This window comes from Mucilaginibacter sp. CSA2-8R (assembly GCF_038806765.1).
Classification (GTDB): domain Bacteria; phylum Bacteroidota; class Bacteroidia; order Sphingobacteriales; family Sphingobacteriaceae; genus Mucilaginibacter.
The window spans coordinates 2618693-2639562 of record NZ_CP152389.1; the positions used below are offsets into that span (position 1 = coordinate 2618693).

The 20870-nt window shown below is 42.5% G+C and carries 18 protein-coding genes; 9 read left to right on the forward strand and 9 right to left on the reverse strand.

Annotation, left to right across the window (positions count from 1 at the left end):
* Positions 1–156 precede the first annotated feature (156 nt).
* A complete protein-coding gene (locus AAGR14_RS10880) occupies positions 157–972 on the reverse strand; it encodes a hypothetical protein (RefSeq protein WP_342648622.1) in 816 nt (271 codons plus the stop codon).
* 300 nt (positions 973–1272) lie between these two features.
* Here AAGR14_RS10880 and AAGR14_RS10885 point away from each other — a divergent pair, with 300 nt between their 5' ends.
* Positions 1273–4269 carry a glycoside hydrolase family 3 N-terminal domain-containing protein gene (locus AAGR14_RS10885; protein WP_342648623.1) on the forward strand — a complete coding sequence of 999 codons (2997 nt, stop codon included), beginning with the start codon at positions 1273–1275 and terminating at the stop codon, positions 4267–4269.
* Between the two features lie 161 nt (positions 4270–4430).
* On the opposite strand, the gene AAGR14_RS10890 is transcribed toward AAGR14_RS10885, so the two are convergent.
* Positions 4431–6980, reverse strand: a complete 2550-nt coding sequence (locus AAGR14_RS10890) for a zinc-dependent metalloprotease (protein WP_342648624.1) — start codon at positions 6978–6980, stop codon at positions 4431–4433.
* Between the two features lie 146 nt (positions 6981–7126).
* On the opposite strand from AAGR14_RS10890, the gene AAGR14_RS10895 reads away from it, so the two are divergent.
* Positions 7127–8416 (forward strand): DUF2851 family protein, encoded by a 1290-nt coding sequence (locus AAGR14_RS10895; protein WP_342648625.1) that lies wholly within the window; start codon positions 7127–7129, stop codon positions 8414–8416.
* Position 8417: 1 nt separating this feature from the next.
* Complete coding sequence (locus tag AAGR14_RS10900; protein WP_342648626.1) at positions 8418–8639, forward strand: PspC family transcriptional regulator; 222 nt, start codon at positions 8418–8420, stop codon at positions 8637–8639.
* A 2-nt stretch (positions 8640–8641) separates the two neighbouring features.
* Here AAGR14_RS10900 and AAGR14_RS10905 read toward each other — a convergent pair whose 3' ends face one another.
* The 7 genes from AAGR14_RS10905 to AAGR14_RS10935 all read right to left on the reverse strand — a co-directional run bounded on the left by AAGR14_RS10905 (position 8642) and on the right by AAGR14_RS10935 (position 14123).
* Positions 8642–9013, reverse strand: a complete 372-nt coding sequence (locus AAGR14_RS10905) for a response regulator (RefSeq protein ID WP_342648627.1) — start codon at positions 9011–9013, stop codon at positions 8642–8644.
* 165 nt (positions 9014–9178) lie between these two features.
* Entirely contained in the window at positions 9179–9544 is a 366-nt protein-coding gene (locus AAGR14_RS10910) for a response regulator (protein ID WP_342648628.1), read from the reverse strand.
* A gap of 157 nt (positions 9545–9701) precedes the next feature.
* A complete protein-coding gene (locus AAGR14_RS10915; RefSeq protein ID WP_342648629.1) occupies positions 9702–10403 on the reverse strand; it encodes a DUF1345 domain-containing protein in 702 nt (233 codons plus the stop codon).
* A 27-nt stretch (positions 10404–10430) separates the two neighbouring features.
* On the reverse strand, positions 10431–10634 hold the full coding sequence (locus AAGR14_RS10920) for a YwbE family protein (protein ID WP_342648630.1): 204 nt from the start codon (positions 10632–10634) through the stop codon (positions 10431–10433).
* 15 nt (positions 10635–10649) lie between these two features.
* A complete protein-coding gene (gene argH / locus AAGR14_RS10925; RefSeq protein ID WP_342648631.1) occupies positions 10650–11984 on the reverse strand; it encodes an argininosuccinate lyase in 1335 nt (444 codons plus the stop codon).
* Between the two features lie 61 nt (positions 11985–12045).
* Positions 12046–13344 (reverse strand): MFS transporter, encoded by a 1299-nt coding sequence (locus tag AAGR14_RS10930; protein WP_342648632.1) that lies wholly within the window; start codon positions 13342–13344, stop codon positions 12046–12048.
* A gap of 77 nt (positions 13345–13421) precedes the next feature.
* Positions 13422–14123 carry a DUF2490 domain-containing protein gene (locus AAGR14_RS10935; RefSeq protein WP_342648633.1) on the reverse strand — a complete coding sequence of 234 codons (702 nt, stop codon included), beginning with the start codon at positions 14121–14123 and terminating at the stop codon, positions 13422–13424.
* Positions 14124–14192: 69 nt separating this feature from the next.
* On the opposite strand from AAGR14_RS10935, the gene AAGR14_RS10940 reads away from it, so the two are divergent.
* The 6 genes from AAGR14_RS10940 to AAGR14_RS10965 all read left to right on the forward strand — a co-directional run bounded on the left by AAGR14_RS10940 (position 14193) and on the right by AAGR14_RS10965 (position 20836).
* On the forward strand, positions 14193–15050 hold the full coding sequence (locus AAGR14_RS10940; RefSeq protein ID WP_342648634.1) for an NAD(P)-dependent oxidoreductase: 858 nt from the start codon (positions 14193–14195) through the stop codon (positions 15048–15050).
* Between the two features lie 81 nt (positions 15051–15131).
* Positions 15132–15395 carry an autorepressor SdpR family transcription factor gene (locus AAGR14_RS10945; RefSeq protein WP_342648635.1) on the forward strand — a complete coding sequence of 88 codons (264 nt, stop codon included), beginning with the start codon at positions 15132–15134 and terminating at the stop codon, positions 15393–15395.
* A gap of 4 nt (positions 15396–15399) precedes the next feature.
* Entirely contained in the window at positions 15400–16068 is a 669-nt protein-coding gene (locus tag AAGR14_RS10950) for an SdpI family protein (protein ID WP_342648636.1), read from the forward strand.
* 124 nt (positions 16069–16192) lie between these two features.
* On the forward strand, positions 16193–18694 hold the full coding sequence (locus tag AAGR14_RS10955) for a DPP IV N-terminal domain-containing protein (RefSeq protein ID WP_342648637.1): 2502 nt from the start codon (positions 16193–16195) through the stop codon (positions 18692–18694).
* A 283-nt stretch (positions 18695–18977) separates the two neighbouring features.
* The gene (locus AAGR14_RS10960) at positions 18978–20054 is read left to right on the forward strand and encodes an SGNH/GDSL hydrolase family protein (RefSeq protein WP_342648638.1); all 1077 of its coding nucleotides are present in this window, start codon (positions 18978–18980) and stop codon (positions 20052–20054) included.
* A gap of 50 nt (positions 20055–20104) precedes the next feature.
* Positions 20105–20836 carry a hypothetical protein gene (locus AAGR14_RS10965; RefSeq protein ID WP_342648639.1) on the forward strand — a complete coding sequence of 244 codons (732 nt, stop codon included), beginning with the start codon at positions 20105–20107 and terminating at the stop codon, positions 20834–20836.
* Positions 20837–20870: the final 34 nt, after the last annotated feature.

The following is a 20870-nucleotide window of genomic DNA, read 5'->3' on the forward strand; positions in this document are numbered from 1 at the left end:
ACAATTGCTTATTAGTTGACAAGAGTTTTTTGATAATTATTTAAATTACTAAGTTAAAGCGGTCAAATTTAAAACCGAAATAAGGGACTGGATATACATCTTGAATGTAACGCACTTGATGAGCAACTTGTCAAAAACGAAGTCAACATCTTCTCACTATGCAATAAAACGTCTGTCACCGGGCATAATGCGCAGCCCTAAACATTGGTAAACCTTCTCCAATACCCAATCGTCTAATTCCAGATTACCAGCCAGGAATTGAGTGATGGCATTGGGATCGGCAAATATATTCAGTTGATTAGGTTGCATTTTAAACAGTTCTAAACGTTGTGTAACAATCTCAGACGGCCTCAATGCCGGAAACTTGAGTTGCTCATACTCATATTGCCGTATGCGGGGCAACAACACCATTAATTCATCAGACTCGGGTGCGCCGGGCTGTGCGTTAAAAATAGCGGTTGCACGGTCAAGTGCCAGCTCATAGTCTTCGGCGCTATTAAAAGGCATAATTCCGGCAAAGTCAGCATCAATCTGATATTCCTCAATTGGTTGCGTTTCAATTGTTGTGGTTATTGTAGTTTTTATACGGGCTATATTTGGGTGTATTTCGTTGTCCGCAATAGGTTCGGGGACATGTACTATTGTAGTAAATGTCTTAGTAATACGCCTTACCTTTCCTGGGTTTTTCATTTCGGCTTCGGCAAACTCCCGGTCCAGTCGCTCTTGCTGTTCGTTTTTATTTTCCACGTGTGTAATCCGCGCAGCTTTAGCCAAATAATTAATTGAATAACTAATATAGTAATCCGGGTCAGCGGTGCTTTGTCCACCACCTATATTAAGCGATGTATCGCTTCCGTTAAATATGTTTCTAATACGATAAGGCTGTTGTTTAAGCCACGATAATAAAGACACACGGGCATCAGAGTGCTTTGCAATGTATGCGACTATTAGGTTGGTAGCAATAAGGTTCATAGACGCAATTTAACGATTGAAAGCAATGTTTTAAGAAGGTGAAAAATTATTCTTTTAGTTTTTAACCTTTCGGTCCCGTGATGATTAACGAAAATAAGTTGTTCTTAACATTTAATAAATGTTAAGCTGTCATTTTACCTTTTCCCATTTTGCCGATTAGAACAGGAAATAGATTTGATACAAGGACCTGTCACCATCTTTGAGAAAATAATGCTTCCTCTATTGATACGAAAGATTATACAGGGCTTGGCATCACTTTAACATGCAGTTTTTTGCATATTTGCTTTACACGTCGATTTTATGAAAAAAGCCGTCTGCTGTATAGCCTTCTTAGCGTCCGTTATTTCTATCAATACTGCGTTTGCCCAACGGCCACGGTCCGACTCGGTTGCGGCAAATAAATGGGTAAACCAAGCCTATAAAAAATTGTCTCGACGGCAAAAAATTGCTCAATTGATGGTGTTACGCCTGTCCGAACGGCGCGGTAAAGAGGTGGTGTTTTTTGACAAAGGGGTGCAGAGCGCCATGAAGAAATACAATATTGGCTCGGTATGCCTTTTTCAGGGTACGGCACTGCAACAGGCTAATGTGCTTAACCATTTACAAAGTGTAGCTAAAACGCCGCTATTAGTGTGCATTGATGGCGAAACCGGCGTGGGCATGCGCTTTAATGATGTAAAACCTTTTCCGGACCAACTTACCATCGGGGCCACCGGCGATGCTGCGATTGCCTACCATGTTGGGCAAGCCATTGCTGCGCAGTGCAAACGTGCCGGCATACAGGTTAACTACGCTCCGGTTGTAGACATCAATAACAATCCAAACAACCCGGTGATCAACTTCCGGTCGTTTGGCGAGGATAAATATAAAGTTTCCTTATTCGGTACCCAGATTATGCTGGGTATGCAAGACGGCGGCATCATGGCTTGCGCCAAACACTTTCCGGGTCATGGCGATGTGGCGGTAGACTCACACCTGGATCTCCCGGTTATCAATAAATCCGTTGCACAGCTCGACTCATTGGAGTTATACCCTTTTCGTACCCTTATCAAACAAAACGTGGGTAGTATGATGGTGGCCCACCTATACATCCCGGCCATTGATACTACCCGCAACCAGGCCACCTCGCTGTCTAAAAAAAATGTGACCGGTTTACTGCGAGACGACCTTAAATTTAAAGGTATTACTTTTACTGATGCACTCGAAATGAAGGGTGTTGCCAAATTTTATCCACAGGGCGAGGCAGCCGTTCAGTCGCTCATTGCCGGTAACGACATGCTTTGCCTGCCCGGCGACGTGAAAGGCAGCATCAAAAAAATCCGAAAAGCCATTAGGCATGATAAACTAAGCTGGGACGATATCAACGCTAAAGTAAAAAAGGTGCTTTTGGCCAAATATAACCTGGGGCTGGATACTATTAAGGCAATCGATACACTGAACATTGCAGCCGACTTAAGTAAAGACATCAATACCGAAAAGAAAGAAGTTTATACCAACGCCATCACTCTCGTTACCCGGCAAGATAGCAGCATGCTTCCGCTAAGAGGTAAAAATAAGGTGGCTTACGTAGGTTTGGGTTTAACCGGAGCTAATCATTTTGCCGACCGGGTAAAACAGGCTTTTAATGCCGACTGCTATTACCTGAGCTACCAGGACGACAGTCTGAAAGCCGACGGTTTACTGAAACAATTGAGCAATTATGATGCAGTAGTAATTGGTATGCATAAATATGCCAAGTACCCGGCAAAAAACTTCGGTATCAGCAACGCGGCTATACGGGTTTTGAATGAAGTAAAGCAAAAATCCAATGCCATTACCCTGGCTTTTGGTAACCCTTACGCAATTAAGAATATGATTGGTGCACGTAACCTGGTAGCCTGTTATGAAGATGATAGCCTGATGCACGATGTTGCTATCAACCTGCTCACAGGCAAAGTAACCGCCAAAGGTAAGCTGCCCGTTACCGTCGGTCCATATCATTATGGTTCAGGCATTATAACTAATGATTACTTGCCGTTGGTGCAGGCAACGCAAGTTGGGCTAGACAGCACTATGCTGCTACGCATTGACACCATTGCGGCTAACGCCATACAGAAAGGCGCTACGCCCGGGTGCGTAGTGTTGGTAGCTAAAAATGGTAAAGTTGGCTTCCTGAAAGCTTACGGCCATTTAAATTACGACGGCAAAGATGCCGTAACGCCGCAAACCGTTTACGACTTAGCTTCGGTAACCAAAATTAGTGCGACCAACGTTTCGGTGATGAAGTTGTACGAAGAAGGTAAGCTCGACATTGGTAAAACCCTTGGTGATTATTTGCCTTGGGTTAGAGGTACTGACAAAGCAGGTTTAAAACTATCGGACGTATTGTTGCACCAGGCCGGTTTAGTTTCATTTATCCCATTTAATCGCGAAACCATCGACATTAAAACGGGGCGGCCTAAACCCGGCTTCTACAAAAAACAGCCGGATGCTTTATACAGTGTACGGGTTGCCGACGAGATGTATATGCGGCACGATTGGCTGGATACCATTAAAAAACGCATCATCACCAGTAAGCTCGGCCCTGCTAATAAATATGTTTACAGCGACAACGACTTTATATTGTTGGGCAAGGTGGTAGAGCAGATTACCGGCATACCGCTGGATGAATATGTACGTCAAACTTTTTACCTGCCGCTGGGCATGACCAGCACTACGTTTAAGCCGTTGGAGCATGAACCCATCAATGTAATTGCACCCACCGAAAACGAAAAAGTTTTTCGCTTGCAACACCTGCATGGCGACGTGCACGATCCGGGAGCGGCCATGTTTGGTGGCGTAGCCGGTCATGCGGGTTTGTTTAGCAATGCTTATGATTTAGCGCAACTATACCAATTGCTGTTAAACGGCGGCGAACTGAATGGTGTAAGACTGTTTAAAAAGGAGACTATAGATTTCTTTACGGCTTACCACAGCACTATCAGCCGCCGCGGCATGGGCTTCGACAAGCCTGAAAAAGATAATAGAACTCGAAAAGATCCTTATCCAACGTTAAGTGCGTCACCTTTAACTTTTGGTCATACAGGCTTTACCGGCATCGGTGTTTGGGCCGATCCAAAGTATAACCTCCTATACATTTTTATGTCGAACCGGGTAAACCCTGACGGCGGCGACAATAATAAACTCAGCACGCTGAACGTACGCTCCGACATTCAGGAAACGGTTTATCAAGCGATGTTTAAATACGAAAAAGACCACCAGCCTAAACCAGTGGTGCCTGCTAAAAAAGTAGTTAAAACTTTAAAATTAATGAAATAAGCTTTGCGAACTTTTATTAAAACCGGCCGAAATCTTCGGCCGGTTTTTTTATATAGCATTATTTGGCACGACGGTATTTATGCTAAGTCTGATTGATAAGCAATAAAAAAACCGCCCCATGATTAAAGGGCGGTTTATAACATTATCGGTTCAACCAACCTTTAGCTTTTCGGATTTAAAGCTTCGGTAATCCGATCAGATAAATCCTGTAAATGATAGGTGCTCATTGAATCAGAAATATTAGTTGATTTAATTAAGCTGTTGATAGAACGCAGTTGTGCTTTAGCTACCGAAACAGCGTCAGTCTGCTCTAACTCGCGCGGAGCAACCCCACGACCGTTAAACACAATGGTTTGAGCAGCAGCTGGCTGTGGCTTCACAATATCTATCAATTTATCTACGTATAATTTTTGCAGGTTACGACGGTAAACATCAATGGTCTTGCCGCTTTTCACTTCGCGGAAGATCATGTTTTGCATATCGGTCATGAAGTCGGTCACTTTGTAGGCTTTGTTGCCATCAACAGCTTCAAACGCAACCAATTTATTAAACACCTTTGGCGTAACCAACCGTCCTAAAACGGCATCCTGGCGAGTGTAAACCACTTGCAGCGGGCTCATACCAATATCACTCAACACTTGCTGATTAAGCAACCAGGTTGGCGTAGTAAATAATTGCTTATCTAAAAACGCCATCGCTTCGCGTTGTGTAGCAGCCGGGGTATACTCATAAACCGCACCTGCCTGATCTGTAGTTTTAGGGTTTTCGTAAATACCGCCAATGTTTTTGGTTACATGGCCCATATAACGTCCAAATTGGGTGGTTAGCTGGTTATACATGTTTTCCAAATCATCGTAACCTTCGCCGGTTTCTTTTGTCCACTCCGGTAATTTTACTAAAATACGCTGCAGGTTTTTGATGCCGTAGGTACTGGCCACCATTGCATTGTCGCTCAAATCCTCGTTTTGTGAGTGCGGATCATCCGGGTTAGTTTCGGTACCAAACCATAACCTGCGATTTTTGGCACTTTCAACGGTCATCTTGTTCAATTCTTCTTTATCTGCATCCGGTCCTTTTTCGCCCAGGTATTTATAGCCCCACTCAATGGCCCATTTATCATAATCGCCAATGCGTGGATATAAGCCTTTAGCTGTAATGTTATCTTCGGGTTGAGCCACGTAATTAAAACGTGCATAGTCCATAATTGATGGGGTATGGCCGTTAGCCTCAACAAATGCCTTGTCGCGCAGTTTTTCAACCGGAACGCTTGAGCTTGAACCATAATTATGGCGTAAACCCAGAGTGTGCCCAACCTCATGAGAGGATACAAAACGAATTAGGTCGCCCATTAATTTATCATCAAAAGTCATTTTGCGCGCACGGGGGTCAACGGCTGCCGTTTGTATAAAATACCAATCGTGCACCAGCTTCATTACATTGTGGTACCAGTTGATGTGCGTTTCTAAAATTTCGCCACTGCGGGGATCGGATATGTGCGGGCCGCTGGCATTCTCAGTTTCCGACGGTTTATAAACAATTACCGAATGGCTGGCATCTTCCAAGCTCCAGGTAGAGTCTTGTTTGCTTGTAGGAGCAACCTTAGCCACGATGGCGTTTTTAAAGCCGGCTTTTTCAAAAGCTTTTTGCCAGTCGTTAACACCTGCAATTAAGTAAGGCACCCATTTTTTAGGTGTAGCCGGGTCAATGTAGTAAACAATTTGTTTTTTTGGTTCTACAAGCTCACCTCGCTTATATTTGGCCATATCTGCAGCCTTTGGCTCTAAACGCCAGCGCGCAATCAATTGCACGTCTTTAACGCCCTGCGGATTTAAATCAAAATCGGTGTAATTACTGGTAAAATAACCCACGCGAGGGTCGAAGTAACGGCCTTTCATCGGTACTTTAGGCAAAATAACCAGCGAGGTATTCAACTCAACAGTTACCGACCCATTAGGGGCACCACCGCCCATAGCTGTAACCGGCAAGCCTACACGACCAAAGGGCGACGGTGCCGCCGTTAAGCCGTATGTTTTTACGGTGTTAATTTCAATATTATTACTAAAACTGCGTACGTTCTCAATATAACTGCGGTCGCTAATCAGGTTACCTAAACGTATACGCTGCTTTCCTTGCGGCGAACCAAAAAAGAATACCTCATTATCGCCGTTGATATAATCAGTCATATCAATAACGCTGCCCTTAGCATCGGGCGAGAAAGCAGCGATATTAAACGCTGCTGCAATAGCCTGTATATTAGACCTTTGTACTGCCTGGTACATTGCTTTGGTACTGTCGGGGCTATAAGCTCTGAACGATACCTTACGCATAAAAATGCGGTTAGCAGGGCCCTTTTCAAAACGGATCACGCTGCTGCCAATCTGGTCGCCTGCGTAGCCGTCAGCCTCGCGCACTTCGGCACCGGCACGCGAGATGCGGCTTACCACCAATATATCGCGGTTTAAAACGCTGTCGCCAATCTCAAAATAATATTTGTCGTCAATTTTATGCGTTTTAAACAAACCTTTGCGGGTAACAGCTTTTTCGGTAATTACAGATTTGTAGGGACGGGGTTGCGCCCGTTGCTGGGTTGCTGCCAAACCTGCAAAACCGCCCGGAATTGCAGCCCGGCGAGCGGTGCTGTCTGTGCGGCCCTGACCAAAAGAAGTTGCGGCCACAGCGGCGAACACCACGCTGAGTAAAATTTTGTTCATTTTAGGGGTTAATTAATTTTCAACTAAATGTACATTAAAGAAAAACAGCTAAAAATATATCTCTTATTTGTTACAAAACGGTGGGTTGCTGGCCTACAACTCGTATTTTAATTGAAAATTGATAAAAAATTATTTAATTTTCGTTCATGGTGTTTAACGAAGACTTTCTGCATTATGTATGGAAATTTAAGCTCTTCGATTTCAAAGATTTAACTACCACCGATGGGCAAAAGCTCGATGTCATATCGGTTGGGATGCATAATTTAAACGCCGGTCCCGATTTTTCAAACAGCCGTATCAGGATAGGGGACACCACTTGGGCCGGAAATACCGAAATTCACTTAGCGGCGTCGGATTGGGAAAAACACAAGCATACCACTGATAACGCTTATGACAACGTTGTACTGCATGTAGTTTACCGTAACGATCAATCTATCGCGGCTCCAGATGGACGTACCTTGCCGACACTGGAACTTAGAGATCGCATACCAGCTGATTTATACCTGCGTTACCATCAACTCTTGCTGGTGAACGAACGACGCATCATTCCATGTCAGGCCACGTTAAAAACGGTGAACGCCATTAACCTCCATAGCTGGTTAACGCGAGTGCTCGTTGAACGGCTTGATAAAAGAACCTCGGCAGTAATTGATGCTTTGAAAAACAACCAAGGCGATTGGGAAACAACTTTTTACCAGTTTTTAGCAGCCAACTTTGGTTTTAGTGTAAATGCTTTGCCTTTTGAGCTTTTAGCTAAATCACTCCCGCAAAACATCTTGGCAAAGCATAAAAACAATGCGTTACAAATTGAAGCCTTAATATTTGGACAAGCCGGCTTTTTAAACGAGGAATATCTGGATGAATATCCGCAGCGATTGAAAAACGAGTACTCATTTTTGAGGAAAAAATATCAGCTCAGCCCTATCGAAAAGCATTTGTGGAAATTTATGCGTCTTCGTCCGCAAAACTTTCCAACCATCAGGCTGGCTCAGTTTGCTGCACTGGTTATTCAATCACAACACTTGTTTTCTAAAATTTTAGAATTTAAAGATGTAAGAGATGTTAAAGAACTTTTTAGTAATATAGATGTTAACACATACTGGGAAACGCATTACAGGTTTGACCAGGAGAGTAAACTACTATCAAAAACTTTTGGAAAGGCGTCGGTAAATTTATTGCTGATAAATACAGTAGCTTTGATGTTGTTTGCTTATGGCAGGCATTACAAGCAAGAACAGTATGTTGATAAAAGTTTGCTGTTACTTGAAAGTTTGCCCTTTGAGCGCAACCATGTAGTTGACGATTTCGAAGAGATGGGGGTCAAAATTAAAAATGCGTTTGAGTCGCAAGCATTACTTGAACTAAAAAATAATTACTGTAATCATAAGAAATGCCTGCAGTGCGGCATTGGAAACCATATATTAAATCTTAAATAAGATGATGCAGAAATTTTTAACCTTTTTAGAACGATACTCGTTCGGGGTATGCACCTATCTGGGTGAGCGCTTTAATATATCTATTGCCAAAATCAGATTATTTTTTATCTATTCGTCGTTTTTGGCGGTAGGCTTTCCTTTAATATTTTATTTCTGTGCGGGTATTGTGCTTGATGTACGGCACTATGTAAAACGTATGCGCGCTAAAGTGATGGATTGGTAAAATTAACCGGCCATCTTTAGCTCAATATCTTTTATTAAGGAGTAGATATCTGCCGTCTTTAATTCTTCCAGGTTTGCTTTTTCCGGAGTGTTGTAAGCATACGTATAGTTCTCGTAATCTTTACCTGCAATCAATACTAAAGGGATATTTCTAACAGTGTCGAGAGACCTTAATGTAAGGGCAACCAGTGTGCTGTCTATCTCCGTCAGTACCGAATCCAGCAGTATCAAATCAGGATTGCATTTAGCTACTTCTGTTAAAAAACGATAAGAGTGATTTAACGGGCAGACTTCAAAGCCTTTCAGATTAAGTAAAATAGATAATCGATTACGCTCGACCGCATCATCCTCAATAATCATAATCGGTTTTGCCATACTACAATTTACTCTTATTTACCTAACGAGATACTCTTAGAACTAACACAGACGAGTGATTGTTTGCTTTATGAGTTAAGTATTTATTAGATTAATTTTTAAGGCAATAATGGTATACTATGGCTTTCGCTGTTCAAAAAAAAATTGTATGGCTTATCGGCGCAGCTAATTTTGCGCAATAAGATTGTTGACTTGGTCTACCAATTCGTTTAAATCAAACGGTTTGGGTATAACAGCTTCGCAGCCGAACGATGGGTAGTCAACGTTTCGGTTAATGTACGCTGAAAAGATGATGACAGGGATGTGGCTAAGTGTTTTGTCGGCTTTTATCTGCTTGCATATCTCGCCACCATTGCCGTCAGAAAGCAGGTAATCGAGAATCATAAGGTCCGGACTATAGTCGCGAGCCATTTGCAATATATTAGTACTGGTTGAAGTGGTGCGTACTTCAAAGTTTTCGTAAGACAACACTTCGTTAACTATATCTAATATGTCACGGTTATCATCCAGCACAAGTATCTTTTTCGACATTAAAAGTGATTATAAGTAGGTAACAACTTACGGGCTTCGCTGTTTTGCCTCGGCAAAGATAATAATTGCATGATGCTTTGACTACGTTTAAAGCTAAGCATTGTGATTATTACTTATTCGTGTTTATTTACATCGCCGGTACAGTAAAAGTCTCATTTTAGTGATTTGACAGCAATCCCGAAACAATGTTGATGGTGAGTGCTACGATTGCGGTATTGAAAGCAAAAGATATTAGGCTATGCACCCAAACCAAGCGGCGCATTTTAGAAGAGGTGATTGCAACGTCTGATACCTGGAAAGCAACACCAAGGTTAAAACTAAAGTATACAAAATCCATGTAATCGGGCTTGTCTTCTCCCGGAAATTTTAAACCGCATCCCGGCTTTTCTTTGCCTTCATCATCAACCTTATCATAATAGCTGTGAGCGTAACGCAGCGTAAACACGGTATGCACCAGCCACCATGAAATTACAACAGAGCAAATGTTGAGCATCACATGAAACGTTACTTGCTTAGCTGTTGCATGTTCGGGTGATTTCATGAGGAAGGCTATTGACACCAAACTGATGATGGTACCCGCTACAATAAAAAGAAAAATGATGGTTCGGCTGGAATCCTGTAAGGTAGCCAGCCGGCGTACATCCTGTGGATGAGCGCTCAGGATTGTCCACCACTCAAAAACAATATTCACGAGCGCAAAGCACATCCAGGTTACCAGTACAGTTTCGGTATATGGCAAAAAGTCTTTAGCTACAAAGGCAGCTACAATGCCTAAAACGATCGCCGCAATTAACCTGTGATGAGCATCAATGTAGAAAGGTAGCTTTTTCCGGCTATTATTTTTTTCTTCAGCTGGCATCTTATGTAGCTAAGTATAATTTAAAAATTATTGTTCGTCGTCTACAATATAAGCTACGCGGCCAATCTGTCCGTCTTCTAAACGTACTTTTATACCACGGGAATGATAAGCGGCACTGGTGAGCAAATTTTTTACAATACCACGGGTAAGTGTGCCACTGCGCTGGTCCTTTTTTAAAATTATATCTACCTCCAGTCCAGGGTAAATATCATTGCGGTTTTGTCCATTCATGGTTTTAGCAGGTATCTATTTCAATAAGTTGCCTATGGCCACTGCTGTTTTTGCGAAGTCGAATTTTTTCAACACACCATCCATCGCATCGGCGATGTAGTCGTTACCCAGGTTACCAATACTACCTTCATGGGTATGGTTAACTTCTTTATTGGGCTTGAAGTTGCCTTGCTCAATAGCCATACCCACTTGTTTATAAGCATCGCGGAACGGAACACCGTTTAATACCTGCCGATTCACCTCTTCTACGCTAAACAAGTATGCATACCGCGGATCGTCCAGAATATTAGTTTTTACCTCGATGTGTTGCAGCATAAAATGCGCCATTCCCAGGCAGCTTTTTAGGTCGGCAAAAGCCGGAAACACCAGTTCTTTCAATAGCTGCATTTCGCGGTGGTAACCCGAAGGCAGATTGGTAGTCATCATTGCCACATCGGTGGGCAGGGCTTGCAGGCGGTTACATTTGCCACGCATAATTTCCCAAACGTCCGGATTTTTTTTATGCGGCATAATGCTGCTACCGGTAGTTAAATGGTCGGGGTAACTTACAAAGGCGAAGTTCTGACTTAGGTACAAGCATTGATCCATAGCCATTTTAGCCAGTGTAGCCGCTACGGCAGATAATGCCTGCGCAATGATGCGCTCTGTTTTACCACGCCCCATTTGCGCATAAACCACATTATTATTTAAGCCGGCAAAACCCAATAACTGTGTGGTAAGTGTACGGTTGAGCGGAAACGAAGAGCCATAACCGGCGGCCGAACCCAAAGGGTTTTTATTGGTGATATTATAAGCAGCAAGCACCAGTTCCAGGTCGTCAACTAAGCTTTCGGCGTATGCGCCAAACCATAAGCCAAAGCTTGATGGCATAGCCACCTGTAAATGGGTATAGCCAGGCAGCAATACCTCTTTGTGCTTCTCGCTAAGCTCCAAAAGTAAATTAAATAGTTGCTGTACGCTCTCTACTACCTGTTGCAGTTCGCTTCTGAAAAAAAGCTTAAGATCCACCAAAACCTGGTCGTTGCGCGAACGGCCGCTATGGATTTTTTTTCCGGCGTCACCAATGCGACGGGTAAGCAGCAATTCTACTTGTGAGTGTACATCCTCAACGCCTGCTTCAATTTCAAAATTACCGTTATCTATATCCTGATAAATTTTTTTGAGCTCAGTTTGCACCAGTTGCAAATCATCGGCGCTTAGTAAATTGATGGTTTGCAGCATTTGGGTATGTGCCAATGATCCAAGCACATCAAACGCTGCCATTTGCTGGTCAAACTCACGGTCGCGACCTACGGTAAAACTCTCTACTAACTGGTTAACATCTGTAGTTTTTTGCCACAATTTACTCATGCTGCAAAGATGTATAATTTTACTAAATTATATAGGTATTTTAGCGGTACGATGCACCTCCTTAATGCTCTATTTTTGAGTGCTTATGAGTGTCTTTCATAAAAATATAAATTACCAATGATACGGCAATGCAAACGGTAACGTACCAGTAAAACCATTGCGGATGGCCGGCATTTTTAAACTCTAAAGCCAGCCATTCGGCAGTCCCTCCAAATATGGAAACGGCAATAGCATACGGAAAGCCGACACCCAATGCCCTCACTTCGGCCGGAAACAATTCAGCCTTTACTACAGCATTGATTGAAGTATAGCCGCTTACAATAATCAGCGCAACTAAGATGAGTGCAAACGCCAGCCACTTATCGGTTGTGTGGCTTAATGCCGTTAATAACGGAACCGTACACAACGTACCCAACACACCAAAAGCAATTAGTAACGGCCGGCGGCCTATCCTGTCAGACAATGCACCAAACAATGGCTGAATAGCCATGAAAACAATCAAGGTGAGTGTTGAAACGAGTGTAGCATCAGCTTTGGTAAAACCGGCCGTATTTACCAGAAACTTTTGCATGTAGGTGGTAAACGTATAAAAGGCAATTGTACCTCCCAGGGTTAAACCAACAACGGTAGCCACTGCACGGGGATGCTGTGCCAAAGCTTTGATGGTTCCGCGTGCGGGCTGCTTTTCGTTTTGCTCAAATGCAGCCGACTCGTGCAGGTTGCGTCGCAAAAACATCACACTTATTGCCAAAACGGCACCAATAGCAAAGGGAATACGCCATCCCCAGGCATGCAACTGATTTTCGGTTAAAAACAAACGCTGCAACAAAACCAATACACCTAAAGCAATAAGCTGCCCCATAATTAAGGTAACATATTGAAAGCTGGAATAAAAGCCGCGGTTTTGCCGGGTTGCCATTTCGCTAAGGTAGGTAGCGCTGGTGCCGTACTCACCGCCCACGCTCAGGCCCTGTATAATGCGGGCCAACACAAGTAAGACAGGAGCAGCGACGCCAATTTGATTATAGCCAGGTACAAAAGTGATAATTAGCGAACCAAAGCTCATCAGCAGAATAGAGGCCGTCAACGCTTTTTTACGGCCGTGCTTATCAGCATAAGCGCCCATTAGCCAGCCGCCCACCGGGCGCATTAAAAAACCTATAGCAAATATACCTGCTGTGTTGAGGAGTTGGGCCGTAGCATTTTTAGCCGGAAAAAACGTAGCTGCAAAGTATAACGAGAATGCTGAATACACATACCAATCATACCATTCGACTAAATTACCTAATGAACCACCTATGATGGATTTTATCCGCTGTGATACGCTGATGTCATTACTGGTTATGGTAGGCTGGCTCATGCTTGGGTTAATATTACACAAACTTAATAATGTAAAGGAAATTCAAGCTAATTTATTAACAGGGTAAAATAATGGCTTTAAAAATGGGTAGTTAACATTAACTGGAACACATTGCGGCGGTAGCTGGCGTCCATTTCTTTCTGATACCAAAACAGGTATCCCAATTCGGCGTCTATTTTCTTGCTAAAACGGTATCCAAACGAGCCGAACGCCCGGTTTTGGTCAAAAGCAGCATTATTTACTCTATCCTTATGCTGTATGTTTAAAAACACTTCATTTTGCACCCCTAAGTATGGTCCTCTATTGAAAGCTGTGTCTGCAATTAGCGGTATTTGAGCGCTTAAAAACAACCGGCCCCGCTGCGAAAAATGAGTAAGCTCGTCCATCACCCAGCGCTGTTCTAAACGGGTGCGAAACATCATTTCAATACTGCGTATTTTAAATTTGTAAATGTATTGCTCATAAATGCGATTTTCGTGACCATAGATGGTGGCCATGAGGTCTTCTTTTTCCCAGTCGCCTTTATAAGCATAGCCAACGGCTACCGAATGTTTTGTGGTAATGTTGTAACTCAGCGCACCGCGTAGCAGTAGTGTAGTCAGGTAATTAAAATGGTTAGATGAGCGGGTTTGTACATCGGCCAGCAAATCAAATTTTTTATTAAGTGTTTGGGTATGCGATAAAAAGAACCATCCCTGCGTTTCGGTAAGTTGGGCTTTTACAGTCCGGTTTGTAAAAATGAGGAAGAAAAAGAGTAAAAAAAATTTGATGCGTTTCATTGACCGGGCGTTGCAAGCTAAACTTATAACCAATCAATTTGTTCATGAGCTAAATAATATAAACGTCACATGAGTACAGTAAAAATTGGTTGGGCAGGTTTAGGCAACATGGGCATACCCATGGCAGGCAACTTAATAAAAGCAGGCTACCCCGTGCAGGTTTTTAATCGCACCCGCGAAAAAGAAAAACCTTTATTAGATGCAGGTGCAGAGTCTGCCGGTGGTTTATCAGCATTAGCTGCTAACAATGATATAATTTTTGTAATGGTATCTGATGATGACGCCGCCAAAAAGACGTTCAGTGCCGGGGATGGGCTGTTAGCAGATGATGTAAGCGGCAAGCTTTTCATTAACGTAAGCACGGTAGCATCAGAAACTTCGAAATATTTATATGAGCAATGCCGGCAAAAAGGCGCTAAGTTTCTAGAAACGCCGGTATCGGGTAGTGTAAAGCCGGCACAGGATGCCACTTTGATAATTTTAGTCGGTGGCGAAACAGATGCTTTTGAGCAGGCCAAACCAGTATTGGACAAGTTGGGCAAGCTTACCTTGCATCTCGGACCGGTAGGGGTGGGTAGTGCCGCTAAACTGGCGATCAATTACCTGTTAGGACTAAATTTGCAGGGTTTGGCCGAAACCGTTTTGTTTGCCAAAGCCGGAGGCGTAAAAACAGAAGATATGCTGACCATTATTAATGAGGGAGCAATAGGTAATGGTATTACGAAATTAAAATCACCAGCTATACTTAAAGGCGAGTTTCCGGCGGCATTTGCCTTAAAGCATCTTGCTAAAGATTTACGTTTGGCACGCGCGCAAGGCCTTGATGCACCGCTAAGTGAGCCGCTCTATAGCAGCTTTAAACAGGCGCAGGATGATGGTTTGGGAGACCAGGATGTAATGGCAATTTATAAACATCTGGATCAATAAGTCAAAAAATTAGTGAAATACAAAAGCAAAAATTTATTTGCTTTTGTAACAAAGTATTTAGATATTTATCTAAATATTGAAATGAATTTACTTTTTAAGGCTTTAAACGATGCCACACGACGCGAAATACTGGAGATGTTAAAAGAGAAGGATATGACGGCCGGAGAGATAGCAGACCATTTTAACATTTCAAAGCCGAGCATTTCTCATCATTTAGACCTGCTGAGACAGGCAAACCTGGTGGTATCGGTAAAAGATGGGCAGTTTATATCTTATTCGCTTAACACTACCGTGATGGATGAGATGCTCAAATGGGTTATGCAATTCACTAATCAAAAAAAATAATGATATGAAAAAGTTTACCAACCTGGATGTTGTCGCAACGTTAATCTGGCTACTACCTTTTGCCTATTTGTATAAAGTGTATCCGAGTTTGCCGGCAAAAGTGCCTTTACACTTTAACATCAATGGCAAACCCGACCGTTACGGCTCTACTCATGAATTGTTGATGAGCCTGCTGTTATTAACCGTGGTTGGAGTGGCAACAGCCTTTTTAGTAAGATTTCTGCCAAAGATAGATCCTAAAAAAATGGCTAAGTATAGTGCCGGCACTTTCCAAAAAATGTTTGTTGGGATGTCATTCCTTTTTGTAGCCATCGAAATAATGATCATTACGAGTGCAAGTCACCGTTTTGATTTTGAGAAAATATTGCTGCCGTTGTTAGGAATCTTTTTTGCGTTTTTAGGTAATATGATGTACAGCCTTAAACCTAATTACTTTGCTGGTGTACGTACCCCCTGGACATTAGAAAGTGAAGATACCTGGCGTGCTACGCATCAGCTTGCCGGTAAAATCTGGTTTGTGGGCGGCATGCTAATTACCATCATTACACTTTTTTTACCGGCAACACTGGCTCATACCGTATTTATAAGCTTAACAATAATCATGGCATTATGGCCAACCGTTTACTCTTACCTGCATTTCAAAAAACATAAACCAAATGCTGTGAACGAATAATAAACATGCAGTTGTGTAAACTCTGTATTACAATGACATTAAGAGGCATCTTCGGGGGTGCCTCTTTTGGTTTAAAACACTATTTAGGGTAAATTAAGCCTCAATTTAGTAACTATTGGTTTACATGAAAAAACTCTACTCTCTCGCGGCAGCATCGCTGGTTTGTGCGCAGTTATATGCCCAAACGCCATCGGTTAAAGGCAACTATCAGTTGGCTGCCAGGTTCTCGCCACAAAAAATACGCAAAATGGTTTTCAGTACCTCGGTCGACCCGCATTGGCTCAAAGGGTCGGACCGTTTTTGGTATATGTATGAAACCAGCAATGGCAAAAAATGGTACCTGGTAGATCCGTCAGCCCGGAGCAAGAAAGTATTGTTTGACAATGCTAAACTGGCTGCTGCAATTACACTAACTGTAAAAGATCCGTTTGATGCACAGCATCTGCCTATCGAAAATCTAAAATTTACGAAAGACGAAAAAGCAATTCAATTTGAGTTGAAGAGCACGGTTGAGCAGTTAAAAAAAGAGCGGAAAGATAAAAAAGCAGCAGATTCGCTCGAAAAAAAGACTTTTTATTTTCAGTATAATCTGCAAACCGAGCAATTGGTTGAGCTTAAAAATTACGAAAAAGTAAAGCCTAAACCAATGTGGGCATCCATAGCGCCCGATAGTTCGGCCATCATATTTTCGCGCAAGTACAACTTGTACTGGATGGATAAGGCCAATTATAAAAAGGCTTTAAAAAATGAGGATGACAGCACTGTGGTTGAACATCAATTGACTAAAGATGGTGTTGAAAATTACGAGTACGGCAGCAGCTTTGGTAACGAAACCAACGTAGAACGCGAAAAAAATCGTAACAAGCGTAAAGGCGCACAGGTGTTGTGGTCGCCTGATGCTAAACATTTTGTGCTTACCCGCACCGATCAGCGTAAGGTAAAAGATATGTGGGTAATTAATAGTATTGCCCTGCCCCGGCCAACGCTCGAAACTTACAAGTACCAATTGCCTGGCGAAAAAGAAGCACCAGCTCGCGAGATGTTGCTGTTCGACTTTGCTGCAAAAACATCTAAAAAACTAAACGTATCGTTATTTAAAGATCAGGAATTATCTACCTGGCCTGCGCCCATGCTGCAAAAAAACCGCGATGATGAGTTCAGGCCGTCCATATGGTTGGGGAACAACAACAAGTTCTATTTCTACCGCACCGGTCGTGACCTTAAGCGTATCGATGTTTGTTACGTTGACATTAACACAGGGGCAGTTAAGGCCTTGATTGAAGAGCGGATGAACACCTACGTCGAAATTAACCGCCCGGCACTGGTTAATGATGGTAAGGAAATTATAGAATGGTCTGAACGCGACGGTTGGGCCCACTTTTATTTGTATGATGAGAATGGCAAGCTCAAAAATCAAATTACCTCAGGTTCATTTCACTGTGAGGAGATTGTAAATGTAGATGCCAAAAACCGCATACTATACTTTACCGCATCGGGCCGCGAAGAACAGGATCCTTATTACATGCATTTGTACCGCATAAATTTCGACGGTTCGCACCTGGAATTACTTAATCCAGGCAACTTGGATAACACCGTAAGCATGAGCGACGACAGCCATTACTTTGTTAATACCGCGTCGCGCGTAAATACTGCACCTAAATCGGTGATGTATGATAATGCCGGCCATAAACTGCTTGATCTTGAAACCACCGATTTGTCGGGACTGATGGCATCGGGCTATAAGTTTCCGGAACCATTTAAGGTAAAGGCGGACGATGGTGTAACTGATTTATATGGCGTAATGTATAAACCGTTTGATTTTGACGCAACCAAAAAGTATCCGGTTATTGAATATGTTTATCCTGGTCCGCAAACCGAAGCCGTAAACAAGGCCTTTACAGCAAGTATGAACAATGTTGACCGCCTGGCGCAGTTAGGTTTTATAGTAGTAACGGTAGGCAACCGTGGAGGTAACCCCGGCCGAAGCAAGTGGTACCACACCTTTGGTTATGGTAACCTTCGGGATTATGGCTTGGCCGACAAGAAAGCAACGGTTGAGCAGTTAGCCGACCGCTATCCGTTTATTGATGTTACCCGAGTGGGCATCACCGGGCACTCAGGTGGTGGCTTTATGTCAACAGCGGCCATATTGGTATACCCCGACTTTTATAAAGTGGCAGTATCCGAATCGGGCAATCACGATAATAGTATCTACAACCGCTGGTGGAGCGAAAAACATCATGGCGTAAAGGAAATTATCACACCTAAGGGTGATACAACTTTCCAATACTCAATAGATAAAAACCAGGATTTGGCCAAGAATTTAAAAGGCCGCCTCATGCTATCTACCGGAGATATAGATAATAACGTAAGTCCGTCTAATACCATCAGGGTAGTTAACGCCTTAATTAAGGCTAACAAGCGTTTTGATTATGTTTTATTACCCGGACAGCGACATGCCTATGGCGACATGACCGAATACTTTTTTTGGCAAAAAGGCGATTACTTTGTGAAGTACTTGTTGGGCGATTTTTCGCAGCCTGTAGACATTGTTGAGATTGAACGCGATCAGGAGCAAAACAACAAACGCCCGGCGACAGGCGCAGGCGAAATAGCAGGTCAGTAAGTCAAACTGACGGCAGACGATGCGAAAGCGTTGTGAAAAATATCTTTTTAGATATTAGACGGTTAATTATCTATCAGGGCATTTTTTACAACGCTTTCCTTTTTTGTATTTCTTACAACAGCTTTTATATACACAATCTAACCTGAAAATGAATTCTTTCATCAGCATTTGCTGATTTGCGTTATCTTCGGCTTGTAAGCTCAACCTCTCTTTGTCCATAGCTACTTTGTGGTGACAAATATAGTTTGTAATTATTCTAAATAAAAATAATTAACCTTTATTTATGAAGAAACTGTTTTTAGCAGCGCTGTTGATGATCACCGGTTATGGCATTTGCGATGCCCAGGTAGTACTTAAACATACGGACAATCACATATTTTATATGGGCAGGGTAGATGTGCAACCTGATAAGGCGATGTTATCCTGGTCGGGCAGCAGTGTTAAAATAAACTTTAAAGGCAGCAGCGTAAAGGCTTTACTGCAAGACCAGGCTGGATTCAATTTTTATAACGTGCTGGTTGACGGCAAACTGGTAAAGAAGATTGCGTTAGATAAAACCAAACATTACTACCCGCTGGTAAGCGATTTACCCGAAGGCAAACACACTCTTGAACTGTTTAAACTAACTGAATGGGTGATGGGTAAAACCTGGTTTTATGAGTTTGATATAGACGGCAATGCCGAAGTATTGCCGGCGCCCGTTGCAAAAAAAAGAAAGATTGAATTTTTTGGCAATTCCATAACCTGCGGCTACGCCGTGCTCGACACAACGGGGCAGGACAGAGGCTCGGCTTTGTTTGAAGATAATTACAAAGCTTACGGCGCTATCACGGCCCGGCATTTTGATGCTGATTACCATTGCATTGCACGTAGCGGCATTGGATTGATGATTAGTTGGTTCCCACTGATTATGCCTGAGCTGTATGACCGCCTGGACCCATTTGATGCACAAAAGAAATGGAACTTTAACAATTACACACCTGATGTAGTTGTCATCAACCTTTTCCAGAACGATGCGGCTTTGGTAACGCAACCGCAACTACCCGAGTTTAAAGTACGTTTTGGCGACAAGGCACCTACTGGGACCGAGATTGTAAAGGCATACCAAAAATTTGTGGGTTCTCTCCGTGCAGTTTACCCCAATGCCCATATCATCTGCGCCTTAGGCAGTATGGATGCCAGTCGCGAAAACTCGCCCTGGACAGGTTATATCCGGCAAGCGGTAGCCGGCCTGCACGATAAAAAGATAAACAGCCTGATCTTCCGCTACAAAAACACACCAGGCCACCCCAGCGCTAAAGAGCAGCAAGTTATGGCTAACCAGTTGATAACCTTTATTGAAAAGAATGTGAAGTGGTAAGGAATATAGAAATATAAGGGGTGATGAAAAGCAGCAATTGTAGATTTGTTATGATGGCAACCTTATATTTATTTTTTGCGAGCATATCTTTAACAACCAAGCCATGCAACAGCGGGTTCCCGCCAGCTGCAAATGCAAAGATTAGACAGAAAAAGTCCAATCATAAGGATATCTCTGTTTTTACCGTTATTCGTTCTGCCGAGGTAAAACCGTTAAGTTTCAATGTTGACAACACCTTGTTAATTGCATCGAAAGGAGTAAAATTAACTGCAAAAGAAGATTCTGAAGAAACTTATACTTTGTTAGTTAGTATAAAAGGCAAGCTTATACTAACTAAAAAAAATATCAGGGGTATCAGCAAAGTTTTTTATGATAATGACGCATTACTTTTTTCGATATTTACTTACGTAGATGAAGATGGAAACAATGAAGGAAATGGATATTTTATTAACCTGAAAAACCAATCTGTCAAAATCTTCAATAAGAAGTTGAAAAACACATGCAATCCTTTAGTACTAAATGAATCAATTTACCTTGTTGATGGACTGAATATCGTCAAGACTGATTTAAATTTCAAAGTTCGGAATAACTTAAAGGTTGAATATCGTACCCACTCTGGTGCTGAACGTTATGGGTATTTAGACACATATTTGATAAACAGGCTTTCAAAGCACAGTGATGGTAAGCTGATAATTGACTTTTCACCCAACAAAGCATCAGCAAAAATCAAGTCCTATGGTGGCACTGTAAATAAAGCGTCAACAGTTATTCTATTAAATTAGAAATTTTTTTCGAAATCGATTTAACTATACTGGG

Excerpts from the sequence above, each read along its gene's own strand:
- AAGR14_RS10880 (WP_342648622.1), bottom strand. The coding sequence starts at position 972 with ATGAACCTTATTGCTACCAACCTAATAGTCGCATACATTGCAAAGCAC.
- AAGR14_RS10885 (WP_342648623.1), top strand. The coding sequence starts at position 1,273 with ATGAAAAAAGCCGTCTGCTGTATAGCCTTCTTAGCGTCCGTTATTTCT.
- AAGR14_RS10890 (WP_342648624.1), bottom strand. The coding sequence starts at position 6,980 with ATGAACAAAATTTTACTCAGCGTGGTGTTCGCCGCTGTGGCCGCAACT.
- AAGR14_RS10895 (WP_342648625.1), top strand. The coding sequence starts at position 7,127 with ATGGTGTTTAACGAAGACTTTCTGCATTATGTATGGAAATTTAAGCTC.
- AAGR14_RS10900 (WP_342648626.1), top strand. The coding sequence starts at position 8,418 with ATGATGCAGAAATTTTTAACCTTTTTAGAACGATACTCGTTCGGGGTA.
- AAGR14_RS10905 (WP_342648627.1), bottom strand. The coding sequence starts at position 9,013 with ATGGCAAAACCGATTATGATTATTGAGGATGATGCGGTCGAGCGTAAT.
- AAGR14_RS10910 (WP_342648628.1), bottom strand. The coding sequence starts at position 9,544 with ATGTCGAAAAAGATACTTGTGCTGGATGATAACCGTGACATATTAGAT.
- AAGR14_RS10915 (WP_342648629.1), bottom strand. The coding sequence starts at position 10,403 with ATGCCAGCTGAAGAAAAAAATAATAGCCGGAAAAAGCTACCTTTCTAC.
- AAGR14_RS10920 (WP_342648630.1), bottom strand. The coding sequence starts at position 10,634 with ATGAATGGACAAAACCGCAATGATATTTACCCTGGACTGGAGGTAGAT.
- argH (WP_342648631.1), bottom strand. The coding sequence starts at position 11,984 with ATGAGTAAATTGTGGCAAAAAACTACAGATGTTAACCAGTTAGTAGAG.
- AAGR14_RS10930 (WP_342648632.1), bottom strand. The coding sequence starts at position 13,344 with ATGAGCCAGCCTACCATAACCAGTAATGACATCAGCGTATCACAGCGG.
- AAGR14_RS10935 (WP_342648633.1), bottom strand. The coding sequence starts at position 14,123 with ATGAAACGCATCAAATTTTTTTTACTCTTTTTCTTCCTCATTTTTACA.
- AAGR14_RS10940 (WP_342648634.1), top strand. The coding sequence starts at position 14,193 with ATGAGTACAGTAAAAATTGGTTGGGCAGGTTTAGGCAACATGGGCATA.
- AAGR14_RS10945 (WP_342648635.1), top strand. The coding sequence starts at position 15,132 with ATGAATTTACTTTTTAAGGCTTTAAACGATGCCACACGACGCGAAATA.
- AAGR14_RS10950 (WP_342648636.1), top strand. The coding sequence starts at position 15,400 with ATGAAAAAGTTTACCAACCTGGATGTTGTCGCAACGTTAATCTGGCTA.
- AAGR14_RS10955 (WP_342648637.1), top strand. The coding sequence starts at position 16,193 with ATGAAAAAACTCTACTCTCTCGCGGCAGCATCGCTGGTTTGTGCGCAG.
- AAGR14_RS10960 (WP_342648638.1), top strand. The coding sequence starts at position 18,978 with ATGAAGAAACTGTTTTTAGCAGCGCTGTTGATGATCACCGGTTATGGC.
- AAGR14_RS10965 (WP_342648639.1), top strand. The coding sequence starts at position 20,105 with ATGATGGCAACCTTATATTTATTTTTTGCGAGCATATCTTTAACAACC.